The organism is Mucilaginibacter dorajii (assembly GCF_024808255.1).
In the GTDB taxonomy this organism is placed as follows: domain Bacteria; phylum Bacteroidota; class Bacteroidia; order Sphingobacteriales; family Sphingobacteriaceae; genus Mucilaginibacter; species Mucilaginibacter dorajii.
In genome coordinates this window covers 117,956-133,786 of sequence record NZ_JANTYS010000005.1, presented here as the reverse complement: position 1 = coordinate 133,786, position 15,831 = coordinate 117,956, and the positions used below count along the sequence as shown (strand labels likewise).

Sequence of the window (15,831 nt, the reverse complement as noted above, 5' to 3'; positions counted from 1 at the left end):
ATAAATGAGAGAAACCAAAGCAAGAAACTATAGATGGGTAATAGTTTCGCTTTTATTTTTTGCCACGACTATAAATTACCTGGATAGGCAGGTTATAGGCTTGCTTAAACCTGTATTGGAGGTTGAGTTTAAATGGACGGAATCGGATTACAGCTACATTGTAATGGCTTTTGCCACCGCCTATGCCGCCGGACTTTTGGTTTTTGGCGGTGTTATTGACAAAATAGGTACCAAGTTGGGTTATACCATTTCGTTGATTGTATGGAGCCTGGCAGCTATGCTGCATGCCATAGTAAAAAGCACTTTTGGTTTTGGTGTGGTAAGGGCCGCTTTAGGGGTAGGCGAATCGGGTAATTTCCCAGCGGCAATTAAGGTTGTTGCAGAGTGGTTCCCTAAAAAAGAGCGTGCTTTTGCTACGGGGATCTTTAATTCGGGTGCCAATATCGGTGCGGTTGTAGCACCTGTTATGGTACCATGGATATTGGGTATTTACGGCTGGCAGATGGCATTTTTAATTACCGGGGCAATCGGCTTTATCTGGCTAATCTTTTGGTGGATATTTTATGAGATCCCTTCAAAACATAAAAAAGTTAGCCAGGAAGAAATAGCTTATATAAACAGCGATTCCGCGCTTGCTGCAGAAAGTGAAAGTAAAATAAAATGGATTGAGCTTTTTGGGATCAGGCAGACCTGGACATTTGTAATAGGTAAATTTTTAACAGATCCAATATGGTGGTTTTTTCTGTTTTGGCTACCCTCTTATTTCTCAAGCACTTTTAACCTCGATCTTAAAAAGCCAAGTCTGCCGCTAATCTTGGTTTATACAGCTACATCTATAGGTAGCATCGGTGGCGGGTATTTATCATCTTATTTTATAAAAAAGGGATGGCCGGTATTTAAAGCACGTAAAACAGCCATGCTGATATTTGCTTTATGTGTGGTGCCCATTATATCTGCCAAGTATGCTACTAATGTATGGCAGGCTGTTGCTTTAATTAGCCTGGCGGCGGCCGCGCACCAGGCCTGGAGCGCTAATATCTTTACTACCGCGTCAGACATGTTCCCAAAACGGGCGTTGAGTTCTGTAGTGGGTATTGGCGGAATGGCAGGTTCGGTAGGGGGGATTTTGTTCCCATTCCTTGTAGGGCACATCCTCGATTATTACAAAAAAGGAGGGCATTTGCTTATTGGTTATAATATCATTTTTCTGATATGTGGCTGCGCTTATTTACTGGCCTGGTTTATTATGCACCTATTATCGCCCAAAATGAAACCGGTTAATTTATAGGTTTCATCAAGCGATGGTTTATACCATACCAAAAACGCAGATGCAGGCCGAAACCAGCATGCTGCGTTTTTTTATTGTGTAAATTCAAGTTAATTAAATGATCTGTTCTGCGAGTTCATCTACCCAGCTCGACAGGTAGGGCTCTGTACCTGCAATCCTGATCCAATCGCCATCTGCATCTTTGGCAATCACCAGGTGCAGTGTTTCATCAATCGACATAAATTCATAAGTGCTGCTATACTTGCTGTTTAAAATTGGCTGTAGCGTGCCTTCAATCGTATTATCGGTACCGGTTAAGGTAGCCTCAATTTGCTGTTCCATAATTTATAATTTTTATAGTAACACATAGCCGCGGTTTGTGTTTGCACGTGACTCTTGACAAATGTCAAGCCTCTTTTCTGATAAATGTCATTTGCCATTTTTGGGGACTATCGCACCTTTACCCACTGGATGCTATTGCTCAGGGGACAGATCATGAGTTTGTAAAATCACGTGCCGGGATCAAAGATAAGTGGGCGAAGAGTTACGGGTTCAGCATATAAGATTTACCTTCGGACAGATTTTAAAAGTAATGATATCAGACCTCTTTTTGATGGACAAAACGAGGTCGGTATAACTTTCTTAATTATATAATAATAGCCAACAGATTTTACATCAAATGGAAACTCAACCACAACCGATAGCATCGGCAGAATTATTTATAATAATGGCAATAAGCAACTGGGAATTACAGAATACCCGCCTTAACAGCTTATTAAATAAACTTACAGACGAGCAATTAGCAGCCCAAACAGCACCAGGTCGTAACAGCGGTGTTTATTTGCTTGGCCATCTTGCAGCGGTAAGCGACGGCTTATTTACCTACCTGGAATTAGGCGACAGGTTGTACCCTCAATTGGATGAAGTGTTTTTGAAAAATGCTGATACCTCAGGTCTGCCAAAACCGTCAATAGCCCAGCTTAAAGAATACTGGCACCGGGTAAATACAACGCTTAAGCAAAAATTCGATACGATACAGCCGGCCGATTGGCTTACCAAACACAGCGCCGTATCTGCAGAAGATTTTGCAAAAGAGCCACATCGTAATAAACTTAATATCTTATTAAACCGTACCAATCACCAGGCTTATCACATGGGACAGTTGACTTACCTGGTAAAAAAATAGTTATCGACGAGTAGTCAATTTATAACTAGGACGTAAGTGTTTAAGGGAGGCAAAAAGCATATGCAGGTCATGGCCGTCACAAAATGTTGACGATATGTAACAGCCAGGGAAATCGCGTTTGAAATTTTGTTATTGGTTTATATTGAATAATTGCATTAAACGATGTCATGTTTTTGTTTTCTCTCGCAAAGGCGCTAAGAAGCAAAGAAAAATAAGCGAATTGCATTGCGTCTTAGCGTCTTTGCGCGAAATGAATTGTTCTTTTAATTCACCTTTACTTGACATGTTTAAAATCGATCTCCCTGATGTAACAACCTTTAAACATTTGCAAATCGCAAAAAAGCATTAATTTGCGCGTTAAACATAAGTTGACACTCATGAATAAATATTTACTCACCATTCCGGCGATGGCTATCGCTTTGGCCGTGCAGGCCCAACAGGGTAGCCCGCTCACCAATAAGGATTATGAACACGCCGAAAGCTTTATGAGCTATAACACTGCCCCATTTGTTGATAGGGCAGATATACGGCCAAACTGGCTACCCGGCGATAAATTCTGGTACCGGGTTTTAACAGCCCGGGGCAGCGAATTTGTTTTAGTTGATCCCGTAAAAAAAACACGCGAAGCCGCTTTTGATCACGAAAAACTCGCGCAGGTATTATCTGCCGCGTCGGGCAATAAGTACGAACCCTATATGCTGCCTTTTCAAACCATCACCTTTTCGGCAGATGGCAAAACAGTTTCTTTTTTTGCTGATGGCAAACACTGGCAATATGATCTGGGCACCGATATGATCACCCCTGGCACAGACAAAGCCAAGCCAGAACGAGGCGGTTTCCCGGGTAGGCGTGGTAAAATGGAAGAAGTTTTATCACCTGATGGAAATCGTGCGGCATTTATTAAAGACTATAATCTTTGGGTACGCGATGTGAAAACCGGTAAACAAACCCAACTGACTACCGATGGGATTAAAGATTTTGGTTATGCTACCGATAACGCCGGCTGGCAATCGTCAGATGCGGCAATATTGCGCTGGTCGCCGGATTCAAAGAAGATAGCAACTTTCAAACAAGATCAGCGTAAGGTAAACAGCATGTACCTGGTAACCACCAACGTAGGCAGCCCTACTTTAAAAGAGTGGAAATACGCCTTACCAGGTAACGAAATTGCTATGATCAGCCGGGTAATCATTGATGTTGATAATCCTAAAGTAATTGCACTGCAAGTAGCTCCCGATGCTCACCGGGCTACACTGAGCGATGATATCAGCAGCAGTGGCACTTTTGATGATGTAGATTGGAGTGCTGATGGCAATAAACTTGCTTTTGTATCAACTTCCCGCGACCATAAAAACGAGAAATTCCGCATTGCCGATGCAGCAACAGGCGCAGTTAAAGAAGTTTTTGAAGAAACCGTTAAAACGCAATATGAATCGGGCTGGGGTGCTATAAACTGGAAATATTTAGCTAAAACCAACGAGATTATCTGGTTTTCTGAAAGGGATAACTGGGGGCATTTGTATCTGTACGATGCACTTACCGGCAAAGTTAAAAACCAGATAACCAAAGGCGATTTTGTGGTAACTAAATTGCTTAAGGTTGATGAAAAGAACCGTGTGGTTTACTTTATTGCAGATGGCCTTGAAAATGAAAACCCTTATTTTAGTCAGCTTTGCAAAGTTGGGTTTGATGGTAAACATTTTGCTGTATTAAGCCCCGAGGAAGGAAATCATAATGTTACGTTATCACCAGGTGGTGGTTATTTTGTTGATAGCTATTCAAAACCCGATGTGGCACCTGTAACTGTATTACGTGATTTAAACGGCAAATTAATTACCGATTTAGAAAAGGGTGATGTATCAAGGTTAGTTGCTACCGGCTGGCATGCGCCAACGCCGGTTAAGCTTATCGCTAACGACGGTAAAACTGATATTTACGGCCTGGTATTTACACCAACAAAAATGGATGGCGGTAAAAAATACCCTGTTATTGATTATATCTATCCTGGTCCGCAGGGGGGGAGCGTAGGTAGCTGGTCATTCGCGGCGTCAAGAGGAGATAATCAATCATTGGCCGAATTGGGCTTTATTGTGGTGGTGATAGAAGGTACAAGTAATCCTTTACGTTCAAAAAGTTTCCATGATATGAGCTATGGCAACATGTCTGAAAATACTTTGCCAGATCAGATTGTGAGCATCCGCCAGTTATCGGCTAAATATCCTATGGATACTACTAAAGTAGGTATTTGGGGGCACTCTGGTGGCGGCTTTGCAACAGCGGCTGCTATGTTCAGGTACCCGGACTTTTTTAAAGTAGGTATCTCAGAATCGGGCAATCACGATAACCGCAACTACGAGGATGATTGGGGCGAACGCTATGATGGTTTGATAGCCAACTCAAACTATGATGCACATGCCAACGAAAATTATGCTAAAAACCTGAAAGGCAAATTGATGCTGGCCCATGGTTTAATGGATAATAATGTGCCGCCTTACAATACCCTGCTGGTTGTTGAAGCTTTAGAAAAAGCAAATAAAGATTACGACCTGGTGGTATTCCCTAACAGTCCGCATGGTTATGGTGCTTACTCGCCATACATGATGCGCCGCAGGTGGGATTATTTTGTGAAGAACCTATTAGGTGTTGAGCCACCGCATGAATATGTTTTAAAATCAAAAACAGACCCGAGGAATAGGTAAGAAAAGAGTCAAGAGGTTAGAATTAAGAATTAAGATAAAAAGCATTTGCAGAAAGCTCTCGGGCAGACGGCAGATGCTTTTTACGTTTGGGCATTTCTCATTCTGATTAAAGAAAAATTCAAGGTTGATTTACTTACTGTTTTGCTAAATTCAATTATTGAGGGCATAAATCTTAGTTCAAGCTTTCGTTTTAGCAGTTCGGGAATAAGAGCCGTGATAGTCGTCTCGCTTATAGGCTCGACCGGTTTATAAGATACATAGTAACCGGCACACTCATCGAGTAATGTAAAATTAGCCGGATCAAACTCGTAACAATAAAGTGTTGTATTGGCAATTTGTTTATACCATCTACTTTCGACCACAATGATATAGTCGGCTACGGTATTTTCAAAAAAGCGGGCCTTATCCTCAGGTTTAGTTTTGGCTGATAGATAGCAGGTTACCCTGGGGCAATCTCTTGGTAAAAGATAATTGTGCAGTAATTGTTCTGTAATAGCAAAAACAACATCGCCCGTTATTTGCTCAAATGCAGAAGGCGAAGGCCGGGGTTCAAATAACTTGATCCCCGGCTGCTCGCTGATATGGAATAACCTGTAGCTCATACGTGCTACCTAAATTGTTATTTATATTTCACATTCGGAAAATCTTTTTGGGCTTGTTTGAATTGCTGTTCGCACTCATCTGTCCAGCCAAAAGCCACCGTAGCCTGTGATTTTAAGTTAACACCTGCTGCGCCACTCCAAAAATGAATAAACTCACCCATGTTTAAGTCGCGGCTGTAGGCCTTATCCTTTTTAGTAAAGTTGGCGGCCAATAACTCAAAATAACGGTTTAAAACTTTGTTACCACCGTACTGGCTATAAATAGGATAGAACCAGTTTTTGAACCATTGCGTGCCGGGGCGTGGAAAATTGTCCTTTTGGGTTTGCATCTGGCTATAAATATCTTCAGCCTCTTTATTATAGCCCAGGGCCTTCAACACATCGTAAATATAAATCTCCATCCATTTGCTATCACCCCAGATAGGGAATGAAGGTGAATTATGGGTGCCTTTTGATGCGCCTTCAACAATATGACCAACCTCATGAACCGGGATTCGGATGGTTTCGCCGGTTGGTTCCATCCATGCATTAGCATTGCCCAGGCCAACGTCAATCACGTTACGGAAATCGTGACTACCATCAAAATAGGTAGATGGATGGCCGCCGCCATATTTACCAGAGTGTAAGATCACAAATAAGCGTCCGTCTTTGCCAAACTGGCCGTAAGTATCCTTGGTATATTTCCATACATCGGCCATTACTTTAAACGGCCAGGTAACACTTCTGTTTACATCATCGTCATAATAAACGGCCACATTATCATCATAAAATACACGGGTTAATACTTGCTTATGCTCAAACCAGTGTTCTTTCCATTTATAGGGTGGAATGCCGGCTGTATCGGCCGCAGTTTCAATTTTTGAGTTGGGAAACGATAGTCCTTTTGCCAGGCACGATAACGACAGGGTGCCTAAAACAAAACCCGCAATGGCGCTCGTAATAATTTTCATAAAATATAAATGTATATGATAAAACGTTTTATCAATGTGTTCAAATATAACCAAGTAATTATAAAATTAAAGCACTTTTTGATCAATAATAGGGTAGGTTTTAGCGATACGGTAGGTTAATAAGTTTTCTGTAGTTTTTTGACCATCCCTTAATGGGTAGTGATTTAATTTTTTTAGTTTTATAAAATTATTTCCCTGCATAAATAATTCAAAACTTAAGATTCAATCACTAAAATAAAAAATGAAAAAAGTAATTCTTGTAACAGGGGCGTCATCCGGTTTGGGATTGGCTACAGCAACAGCATTAGCCGCTGAAGGTCATACCGTTTATGGTACAACACGCGATATTAAACGTATTGCTGATGTATTATTTACACCATTGCAAATGGATGTTACCGATGATGCATCTGTTAACGCGGCTATCGCGACAATTATTAAAGCCGAAGGCAAAATAGATGTACTGGTAAACAACGCAGGAAATGGTATCACCGGTCCGCTATACGCTATGCCTGTTGATGCCGCGAAAAAACAGTTTGAGGTTAACTTTTTTGGCGTGGTGCGTGTAAGCAGCGCTGTTTTACCAGGAATGATAGAAAAGAAAACCGGTTTAGTGATCAACATAGGTTCATTGGCAGGTTTATTTGGTTTGCCTTATCAAGGCCTATATAGCGCGTCAAAATTCGCTATCGAAGGCTATTCTGAAAGTCTGCGCATGGAATTGCAAAATACCGGTGTTAAAGTATCTGTAGTAAACCCGGGCGATTTCAAGACCGATTTTACCGGTAACCGCGAAAAACTACCTTTCACCATTAAAAACGATCAGCTAAAAAAAGAATTTGACGCTGCCGTTGCCGCAATGGAAAAAGACGAAAGCATTGGTGCTGCGCCATCCAAACTGGCTGCCCAGATTGTTAAAATCGTAAACAAATCAAAACCGGCGCACAGTTACCTGGTTGGCGCTATCGGTCAAACTATTGTACCTACATTGAAGGCCATATTGCCCGGCCCAATATTCGTTAAGTTAATGAATGATCATTACGGGATAAAGTAGTTGATTAGGTTGATTAAGTTGGATTGGGTTGGAGTGAGTTTATTGGGTTGAATAAGTTAACAGGTTAGTTAACATATTTAACTCCGTTAACCAGTTACAATTCGACCAGCAAATTCTAACTTAATCCAACTCAATAAACTCACTCCAACCTAATCCAACTCAAAAACTCAATGCAAGAAAAAAACAACAAGAAAACCATCTGGGCATGGGCAATGTTTGATTGGGCCAACCAGTCATATAACATGGTGATCACTTCAACTATATTTCCGGCTTATTACGTAGGCATCACCCAGGATAAAAACCCCGGTGGCATGGTCACCTTTTTTGGGCATAAGTATGTAAATACCGTGCTTTCCAATTATGTATTAGGTGCTTCGTACCTGCTTATTGTAATATTGCTGCCTATTCTTACCTCTATAGCCGACTATAAAGGGCAAAAGAAGCTTTACCTGCAAATGTTTACATGGCTTGGTGCCCTGGCTTGTTTTGGTTTGTTCTTTTTCAAAATGTCCACATTTGAGTTTGGGATGATCTGCTTCGGGCTGGCATCCGTTGGCTATTGTGGGGGCTTTGTGTTCTATAACTCCTATTTACCCCAGATCGCGACTATTGACCAGCAGGATGCCGTGAGCGCCAAGGGCTTTATTTACGGTTTTGCCGGCAGTATTGTAGTGCAACTGTTATGCTTTGTGTTTGTATTAGGGCACAAATGGTTTGGTATTACAGAAGATTTTTCGGCACAGCTGTCATTTTTAATTGTGGCTATCTGGTGGATAGGTTTTTCATTGATCCCTTTTTATTTGCTCCCAAAAGGTGTTCCAAACGCAGGTTCACATGAATATAATGTGTTAACCGGTGGTTTTAAAGAGCTGGCAAAAGTTTGGAAAAAGGTAAAACAGTTGCCTCTATTGAAAAGATTTTTACCTGCTTTCTTCTTTTATTCGGTAGGGGTACAAACCATTATGTTGGTGGCTGCCAACTTTGCCGCTAAAGAATTAAAAATGCCCGACGATGCTTTGATCACTATTATTTTGATCATCCAGGTGGTGGCCATCATTGGCGCCGCAATTACCGCTAAAGCTTCAGAGAAATTTGGTAACGTACAAGCGCTTTCTGTTGTGGTGGCCATTTGGTGTTTGATTTGCGCAGGGGTATATTTTATAGCTAATGCCAACCAGTTTTATGTTGCCGCTGCCGTAGTTGGCCTGGTAATGGGGGGCGTACAATCGCTATCGCGTTCAACATTCTCCAAGTTTATTCCTCAAAATATCCCCGATACAGCATCGTACTTTAGTTTTTATGACGTTACCGAAAAGCTATCCATTGTAGTTGGCTTATTCACCTTTGGGTTTGTAGAAGCCACAACCGGCGAAATGCGTGATTCGGCATTGGTACTTGATGGGTTCTTTGTGATCGGCTTTTTATTGCTGATATCACTTTTACTATTTCAAAATAAAATAACGGCCAAGGAGGCGGTTGCGTAAGCTGAATCAGGATTTCTATAACTATTTTTCATCCACTAAATCAATAACACACTAAATCAATAATTAATTAGAGATTGAAAAGACACAGCATCGGTCAAAACTAAGTACATTTGCCGTTTGTTAAGTAAAAGTAATGGCTAAAGTTTCTATAAACCTGGCAACAGGATCACTGCAAAAGGAAGACATCATAGTGGGTATTGATTTGGGTACCACCAACTCGTTAGTGGCATTTATTAACCCCGAAAAACAACCACATGTAATAAATGATACGGGTAAAGGCGTTTTGGTGCCTTCGGTAGTACATTTTGGCCTTACCGGCGATGTATTGGTGGGCAATGAAGCTAAGGAATATCTAATTACAGATCCGCAAAATACTGTGTTTTCAGTTAAACGTTTGCTTGGCCGCAGTTACCATGATATTGAAAACTATAAAGATTTCTTTTCATACAAAGTTATTGACGACGATAGCGAAAGCCTGGTGAAAATAAAAGTTGGCGATAAGTTTTATACACCCATTGAACTATCGGCCCTGATATTAAAAGAGCTTAAGGCTCGTGCCGAACATGCCCTTAAAACCCCGGTAAACCGTGCTGTGATCACCGTGCCTGCTTATTTTAACGATTCACAGCGCCAGGCTACCCGCGATGCCGGTAAACTTGCAGGTTTGGATGTATTACGCATTGTTAATGAACCTACTGCTGCAAGTTTGGCTTACGGTATTGGCCTCGATCCCGAAGAAACAAAAACTATAGCAGTTTATGATTTGGGTGGCGGTACTTTTGATGTATCGATATTACAGATCCAGAACGGAATTTTTGAAGTGCTATCAACCAATGGCGATACTTTTTTAGGTGGCGATGATTTCGACAGGATTATTGTTGATTACTGGATTGAAAAAAACAACCTTATCAAGGCCGAAGTAATTGCAAACAATGAGTTAGCACAGCAATTGCGCTTAAAGGCCGAAGAGGCAAAAAAAGCATTCAGTTATCAAAGCTTGTTCAATGAAAAGATAGGGGAGATCTGGTGCACGCTTGACAGGAATACTTTTGAAGAACTAATCATGCCTAAAGTACAGCAAACCATCACCAGTTGCCAAAATGCATTGAAAGACGCCAAGCTAACCATTAAAGAAATTGACGAGGTGGTAATGGTAGGCGGATCAACCCGGACAGCATTGGTTAAGAAAATGGTTGGGGAGTTTTTTGAACGCCCTGTTCACGATAATTTGAATCCCGATGAGGTTGTTGCTTTAGGCGCTGCCATCCAGGCCGATATATTGGCTGGTAACCGTAAAGATATTTTATTGCTTGATGTTACGCCCTTATCCTTAGGTATTGAAACTATGGGCGGTTTGATGGATGTAATTATCCCACGAAACAGCAAAGTGCCAACCAAAGGGGGCAGGCAATACACCACTTCAATTGATGGCCAGGTAAATATGAAGATAGCGGTTTACCAGGGCGAGCGCGACCTGATCAAAGAGAACCGTAAACTGGCCGAATTTAACCTGAAAGGTATCCCAAGTATGCCTGCCGGTTTCCCCAAGGTTGATATCAACTTTTTATTGAATGCCGATGGCATCCTGACTATACAGGCAATAGAATTGCGCTCTGGCGTTAAACAGGAGGTAGAAGTTAAACCTACTTATGGCATTACCGATGAGCAGGTAGAACAAATGCTGATGGATAGCATTACGCATGCTAAAGATGATGTGAGCCAGCGTATGGTGATAGAAGCGCGTACAGAGGGCCAACAAATGATTTATACTGTCGAGAATTTCCTGCGAAAGAACGGTAATTACGTAACTGCAGAAGAAACAGAACAAACCAACCAATATCTTGTTAACCTGAAAGCCGCCATTGAAACGGACGACAAAGATCTTATCCTTAAAAATATTGATGAGATCAATGAATTTACCCGCCCCTTTGCCGAGCGCTTGATGGATCAGGCAATTAGCACGGCGATGCGTGGCAAAAGCATTGAATAATATAGAGGACTAAACTTTGTACATGAACAAAATTACTGGGGTATTTGCATTTTTAACAGTCGCGACTGTTTGTTTAACAGGTTCATTTAATAAAGTTTACGCCGGCGGCATCGGAATTCAGAGTATCAAAGATACCACTGTAAAGGTTGCTATTATTGATACTATGCGCTATGATTCATTGATGAAGCGTTTAGCTAATGGTGATAAAACCGGCAGGTGGCCTGTAAAGAAATCTCCTTTGCCATTACCGGGGGCTATTTTACCATTCAACCGTATCGTTGCCTTTTACGGAAATATGTATTCCAAAAATATGGGGGTACTTGGTCAGTACGCCCCTAAAGCAATGTTAGAAAAACTAAAAGGCGAGGTTAAAGTATGGGCTGCTGCTGATACGTTAACGCCTGTTGTGCCAGCGCTGCATTACATTTGTGTAACCGCCCAGGCTGATGCCGGTCGTAATGGTTTGCATAATTTAAGGATGCCTTTTAGCCAGATAGACCAGGTGATTACCATGGCCAAAGGCATTAATGCATTGGTGTTTTTAGACATCCAGGTGGGCTTTAGCACGGTTCAAAAAGAGTTACCCTTGCTTGAAAAATATTTAAAAATGCCTAATGTTCATTTAGGCATCGACCCTGAGTTTTCAATGAAAGAGGGTAGTGTACCTGGCAAACGTATCGGAACGTTTGATGCAGACGATATTAATTATGTAACTGATTATCTGAAAGATATTGTAAAGAAAAATGGTTTGCCTCCTAAGATTTTTGTGATTCATCGCTTTACTAAACGGATGGTTACCAACTATAAAGATATTAAGCTTCGTAAAGAGGTGCAGGTAGTAATGGATATGGATGGCTGGGGCGGCCCCGATCTAAAAAAAGGAACCTATAAATATTTCATATCCGAAGAGCCTGTACAATTCACCGGGTTCAAATTATTTTATAAAAACGATATCAAAAACGTACCTCACCGCATGTTAACGCCTAAAGAAGTATTGGCCTTAAAACCCGCACCGATCTACATACAATACCAGTAGAGCAGAGTCAAGAGGGTAGAATCAAGAGTTAAGACAAAAAAACTTCATCCATAAGAGTTTCCAAGATATTTTAAGTTAGAGAGTTTATTAGACTTTAGATACAGATTTGGATCAAGTTTCGAAGTATCTAATCCTTAGCACTAAAACCAACTGCCTGCTATTCCTTCAAAAGCCTCCAGGTCAACCTGGGCTTGATAAAGTTTAGAGCCCAACGCTACATATTGCTTCTCTAAAAGTTCGGTGGTGTTTATGATGCTGGCCCTAAGGGTGTTCAGGCTTTTATATTCAGCTTTAATTTCGTTTTCGAGTTTGCGCTTTTTAATGTAGATCTCGTTGGCTGTGAAGCTAATTTCGCGGTCAATGGCTACTGTGTCTGGCAAATATGAAAAGCCCGTACCTATCTGTCTTCGCCAATCATAAAGTATCTGGATATTTTTGGGGCCGATGCCAGTGATCTTTTGCGTTTGAAGCTTATGAAGGTCGGCAGCGTTGCGGATGCCATTGTTGTAGATCAGTTCTTTTTTTGCCGGTCCGAAAGTAGGGATAGGGTAATTGCGAATATCAAACTGCTGTAAATGAACCTGGTATTTGATATTGTAATGTTTTTCCTCAATCCTTCTTTTCTTGTTCTGAAAATCAACTGGTAATGATCGGAATGTGGTGATCAAATCCGTCATTTTTTTTGCCGATGCATTATACTTATTCATTTCGGGCGGTTGGTTGTGTTTTTTCACCAGCGCCTGGAATTTATCTTGTAAACCTATAAACTCTGTTTTTTTATTATTAAGCTCAGCTTTCAATTTTTTTGAAGATGGCGCTAAAAAGTTATGAATCATTAAAAAAACAGGCCCCAATGAAATAAACCACCAGCTAACCGTAAAGCATATGATCAAGGTAAGCAATATCGCGATGATTTGCGTAGCCCTATTATTGTAAAATAGCTTTTTATACTCGGGATCTATCGGTGCTGCTTTTAGTGTACCCAGGGTAAAGGTGTCGGCAAGCTTGCGAATCTCCAGGTTCTCTAATTTAAAACCATTTACAAATTGCTCAATATCCTGTAGTTCGGGAATGCCTTTCAGATGAGCATCCTCCATAAAGTAAACTATCCCGGCCCGGTCTCTAAAAGAGCACCAGGGGCAGTCCTGTAACGTTTTGGGATAAAAATGTAAGCCAGACCTGCCACACCTGATAATCTCTTTATTAAACTCATCCAGATCCAAAACCCATTGTTTGGGTTCGGGCCGGGCAGCATTAACCTCAAACGCGGCATGAAAAGAGTTGATAAGCCCCGGGCTAAAGTCCTTAAGGTTTAAACTATTGGGAGCGGGGGTAAGTTTTTTATTTACCCGGCGTAAGGAGTAAGCAAACTCATGCTGTTTGATAGCAGCGTCTTCTTCAAAATCGCCTTTGCTGCGGTTAACGCCTGTAAAAGGTGCGCGCCCCATAAAAAGCAACTGAAATATCAATGTAGCCAGCGAAAAGCTATCCGTATTAATCGTCCGCACTACCTTTTCAAACGAACCCATTTGCAGTAATTCGGGCGGGGTATAGCGCGGGATGCCCACTTCGCAAAAGTAGTATCGGTTGCCATTTTTTACCTGGAAAGAGTCGCAATCTATCAAAGCGATCATCCCGGTTCCGTTCACCAATATATTGGCTTCATTGATATCGCCTACCACAATGCCCAGTTGGTGTATCTTGTGAAAAGCAGTCGCCAGGTTTCGCGCCACATGAATCAAAAAGTTATAGCCTTTATCCGGGAATAGCCTTTTACGATCCATGGGACTAAATAGCATATGCAAAGGCACAAAGCCGGTAAGCTTGCGCATTACAAAACCTGCAAACCGGCCTGCATTATCCCGAAGTACATCAATAGGCCAGGCCGCGAATTTTGCCAATTCAGGATCCGTTACCGATGCCATATACACCAACTTATCGGCTTTATCCCGGTCTACGGCTTCCTTGTATACCTTAAGTACAAGCGTGTTGTTCTCCTGCACTTCGTGAATAGTGCCTTCGCCGCCTTCACCAATCTGGCGACCAACGGTGTACATTGTGCCTTTTGACCCGCTATACCACCTGTTTGCCATGGGTTAACCTTGTGGCCAGCAGTAGCGTTTTATCATCGTCTGTGCGGCTATTAATGGTGTCACTGGCAAGGTAGCCGGCTAACCTGTTGTTTAATATGTCAATATGTTCTCTGCTTTCGGTCATACGTAACACCTTAAACAAATCATTCAAAAATGGTTGGTGAACGGTTTCTGTCTCGTTATTCAAAGCGAGCATTTGAAGGCCATCTGTAAACAGGGCAACTTCGGTAATGCTTTCCTGTATTAACTTGGTATTAAGGTTGCGTAAGTTTGGATCATCTATCAGGAAGGTGGTTGTGTTCTGGTATTCGCCGTTATGGGGCCACCATAGATGGGTAAAATAGCCGTTGCCGTCGTTCCGGGCAATGGCACCATCACCAATTTGCATAAAGCAGGCTTTTTGAGGAAGCAATACAAAACCCAATAAGGTGCATGAGAATTCATTCAGGGGTACCTCTTTTTCTTTGGCCAATCCGTTTAGCTGATCATAGATCTGTTCGGCCAGTTCCACTAAAGCGGTATCATCAATTTCTTTTTCGGCGGCAATCCAACCGCTCAAAATTTCAGCACCTTGTTTTACAGCGGTGGCCGAAGCCTCGGCCGCGTAAATCGCACTTCCTGCACCATCACTTACAAAGCCTATCAGCGCTTCGTCACCATCTGGTAACAGTATCTGGCAATAGTGCACAGCATCTTCGCAGCTTTTACCGCCTGCTACATGTGATGAACCAATAACGCTTTGGGCAATAACCTTCCAGATCATACTTCTCCCCAGCCCGATGGTGGCAGTAATTGGGTTGGAGTACCCGGATTTTTGCTCGATACCATTTTCATTGATGAAGATAACCAAAGGAAAAACTCCCGGAACATTAAGCCTTTTAATTTGATAGGACTGCGTACCGATAGTTTAGCCAGCGTATCCATACTTGCGCCCTCAACACCAATGGCAAAAAATGCGAAGGAGTTTCTTTCTTCACCCTCACGTACCAGGTCGGCAGCATGGTGCCAGCTATCGGTAGGCGCACCATCTGTGATCAGGATGATCCATGGCTTGTAATAGCCAACTCCGTTTTCTTTATACACTTGCTTGCGTTTGGCAATCATATCAATGCCGGTAGCAATGGCAGCACCTATCGGGGTGTCGCCCTCGGCATTTAACGGCTGTGGGAAAAAATTATCAACTGTAGTAAAATCCTGTTTTAAGCTCACCGGACCGAAAGTAACAATAGCTACCTCCACCCGTTTTGAAGCCAGGGGATCGTTGATCAGTTCGCTTTTAAGGGTAAGTACCCCCTCATTCAATTGTTGGATAGGCATACCACCCATGGAGCCCGAAGTATCCAGCAATAACAAACAAGGGCACCTCGATTCTGGGTTGTTCGCAAAATCATCCGAACCAAAAGGAATCTGCTCAAACGATACATATTCATCCATACTCATATCAGTCTTTCTGTTTTATAAGATGCTAATTTA

The 15,831-nt window shown here is 41.9% G+C and carries 13 protein-coding genes; 7 read left to right on the top strand and 6 right to left on the bottom strand.

The genetic code is table 11. The features are described 5' to 3' along the window. Positions 1-4 precede the first annotated feature (4 nt). Positions 5-1,288 carry an MFS transporter gene (locus tag FHS10_RS08525; protein WP_259089286.1) on the top strand — a complete coding sequence of 428 codons (1,284 nt, stop codon included), beginning with the start codon at positions 5-7 and terminating at the stop codon, positions 1,286-1,288. A 93-nt stretch (positions 1,289-1,381) separates the two neighbouring features. On the opposite strand, the gene FHS10_RS08520 is transcribed toward FHS10_RS08525, so the two are convergent. Further along, on the bottom strand, positions 1,382-1,609 hold the full coding sequence (locus FHS10_RS08520) for a hypothetical protein (protein WP_259089285.1): 228 nt from the start codon (positions 1,607-1,609) through the stop codon (positions 1,382-1,384). Between the two features lie 337 nt (positions 1,610-1,946). On the opposite strand from FHS10_RS08520, the gene FHS10_RS08515 reads away from it, so the two are divergent. Together FHS10_RS08515 and FHS10_RS08510 are read left to right on the top strand one after the other, a co-directional pair. Beyond that, positions 1,947-2,453, top strand: coding sequence for a DinB family protein (locus FHS10_RS08515; RefSeq protein WP_259089284.1), 507 nt, complete (start codon positions 1,947-1,949; stop codon positions 2,451-2,453). A 377-nt stretch (positions 2,454-2,830) separates the two neighbouring features. Then, complete coding sequence (locus FHS10_RS08510; protein WP_259089283.1) at positions 2,831-5,152, top strand: S9 family peptidase; 2,322 nt, start codon at positions 2,831-2,833, stop codon at positions 5,150-5,152. Between the two features lie 80 nt (positions 5,153-5,232). Here FHS10_RS08510 and FHS10_RS08505 read toward each other — a convergent pair whose 3' ends face one another. After that, the gene (locus FHS10_RS08505; RefSeq protein WP_259089282.1) at positions 5,233-5,754 is read right to left on the bottom strand and encodes a DUF6886 family protein; all 522 of its coding nucleotides are present in this window, start codon (positions 5,752-5,754) and stop codon (positions 5,233-5,235) included. A gap of 17 nt (positions 5,755-5,771) precedes the next feature. Next, positions 5,772-6,704: a hypothetical protein gene (locus tag FHS10_RS08500; RefSeq protein ID WP_259089281.1), complete on the bottom strand. Its 933-nt coding sequence runs from the start codon at positions 6,702-6,704 to the stop codon at positions 5,772-5,774. Positions 6,705-6,945: 241 nt separating this feature from the next. On the opposite strand from FHS10_RS08500, the gene FHS10_RS08495 reads away from it, so the two are divergent. The 4 genes from FHS10_RS08495 to FHS10_RS08480 all read left to right on the top strand — a co-directional run bounded on the left by FHS10_RS08495 (position 6,946) and on the right by FHS10_RS08480 (position 12,265). Then, complete coding sequence (locus tag FHS10_RS08495; protein WP_259089280.1) at positions 6,946-7,755, top strand: SDR family oxidoreductase; 810 nt, start codon at positions 6,946-6,948, stop codon at positions 7,753-7,755. A 170-nt stretch (positions 7,756-7,925) separates the two neighbouring features. Next, positions 7,926-9,239, top strand: coding sequence for an MFS transporter (locus tag FHS10_RS08490; protein WP_259089279.1), 1,314 nt, complete (start codon positions 7,926-7,928; stop codon positions 9,237-9,239). Between the two features lie 133 nt (positions 9,240-9,372). After that, a complete protein-coding gene (hscA, locus tag FHS10_RS08485) occupies positions 9,373-11,229 on the top strand; it encodes a Fe-S protein assembly chaperone HscA (RefSeq protein ID WP_259089278.1) in 1,857 nt (618 codons plus the stop codon). 22 nt (positions 11,230-11,251) lie between these two features. Continuing rightward, positions 11,252-12,265, top strand: a complete 1,014-nt coding sequence (locus FHS10_RS08480) for a hypothetical protein (protein ID WP_259089277.1) — start codon at positions 11,252-11,254, stop codon at positions 12,263-12,265. Positions 12,266-12,405: 140 nt separating this feature from the next. On the opposite strand, the gene FHS10_RS08475 is transcribed toward FHS10_RS08480, so the two are convergent. Genes FHS10_RS08475 through FHS10_RS08465 form a run of 3 tightly spaced genes read right to left on the bottom strand, consistent with a single transcriptional unit; the run spans position 12,406 to position 15,798 of the window. Continuing rightward, the gene (locus tag FHS10_RS08475; protein ID WP_259089276.1) at positions 12,406-14,358 is read right to left on the bottom strand and encodes a helix-hairpin-helix domain-containing protein; all 1,953 of its coding nucleotides are present in this window, start codon (positions 14,356-14,358) and stop codon (positions 12,406-12,408) included. Then, positions 14,339-15,121 carry a PP2C family serine/threonine-protein phosphatase gene (locus FHS10_RS08470; RefSeq protein WP_259089275.1) on the bottom strand — a complete coding sequence of 261 codons (783 nt, stop codon included), beginning with the start codon at positions 15,119-15,121 and terminating at the stop codon, positions 14,339-14,341. Before FHS10_RS08470 ends, FHS10_RS08475 begins: the two co-directional genes overlap by 20 nt. After that, positions 15,118-15,798: a vWA domain-containing protein gene (locus FHS10_RS08465; protein WP_259089274.1), complete on the bottom strand. Its 681-nt coding sequence runs from the start codon at positions 15,796-15,798 to the stop codon at positions 15,118-15,120. Before FHS10_RS08465 ends, FHS10_RS08470 begins: the two co-directional genes overlap by 4 nt. Between the last annotated feature and the right edge of the window lie 33 nt (positions 15,799-15,831).

Excerpts from the sequence above, each read along its gene's own strand:
- FHS10_RS08465 (WP_259089274.1), bottom strand. The coding sequence starts at position 15,798 with ATGAGTATGGATGAATATGTATCGTTTGAGCAGATTCCTTTTGGTTCG.
- FHS10_RS08505 (WP_259089282.1), bottom strand. The coding sequence starts at position 5,754 with ATGAGCTACAGGTTATTCCATATCAGCGAGCAGCCGGGGATCAAGTTA.
- FHS10_RS08490 (WP_259089279.1), top strand. The coding sequence starts at position 7,926 with ATGCAAGAAAAAAACAACAAGAAAACCATCTGGGCATGGGCAATGTTT.
- FHS10_RS08500 (WP_259089281.1), bottom strand. The coding sequence starts at position 6,704 with ATGAAAATTATTACGAGCGCCATTGCGGGTTTTGTTTTAGGCACCCTG.
- FHS10_RS08520 (WP_259089285.1), bottom strand. The coding sequence starts at position 1,609 with ATGGAACAGCAAATTGAGGCTACCTTAACCGGTACCGATAATACGATT.
- FHS10_RS08495 (WP_259089280.1), top strand. The coding sequence starts at position 6,946 with ATGAAAAAAGTAATTCTTGTAACAGGGGCGTCATCCGGTTTGGGATTG.
- FHS10_RS08515 (WP_259089284.1), top strand. The coding sequence starts at position 1,947 with ATGGAAACTCAACCACAACCGATAGCATCGGCAGAATTATTTATAATA.
- FHS10_RS08475 (WP_259089276.1), bottom strand. The coding sequence starts at position 14,358 with ATGGCAAACAGGTGGTATAGCGGGTCAAAAGGCACAATGTACACCGTT.
- FHS10_RS08525 (WP_259089286.1), top strand. The coding sequence starts at position 5 with ATGAGAGAAACCAAAGCAAGAAACTATAGATGGGTAATAGTTTCGCTT.
- FHS10_RS08510 (WP_259089283.1), top strand. The coding sequence starts at position 2,831 with ATGAATAAATATTTACTCACCATTCCGGCGATGGCTATCGCTTTGGCC.
- FHS10_RS08480 (WP_259089277.1), top strand. The coding sequence starts at position 11,252 with ATGAACAAAATTACTGGGGTATTTGCATTTTTAACAGTCGCGACTGTT.
- hscA (WP_259089278.1), top strand. The coding sequence starts at position 9,373 with ATGGCTAAAGTTTCTATAAACCTGGCAACAGGATCACTGCAAAAGGAA.
- FHS10_RS08470 (WP_259089275.1), bottom strand. The coding sequence starts at position 15,121 with ATGATCTGGAAGGTTATTGCCCAAAGCGTTATTGGTTCATCACATGTA.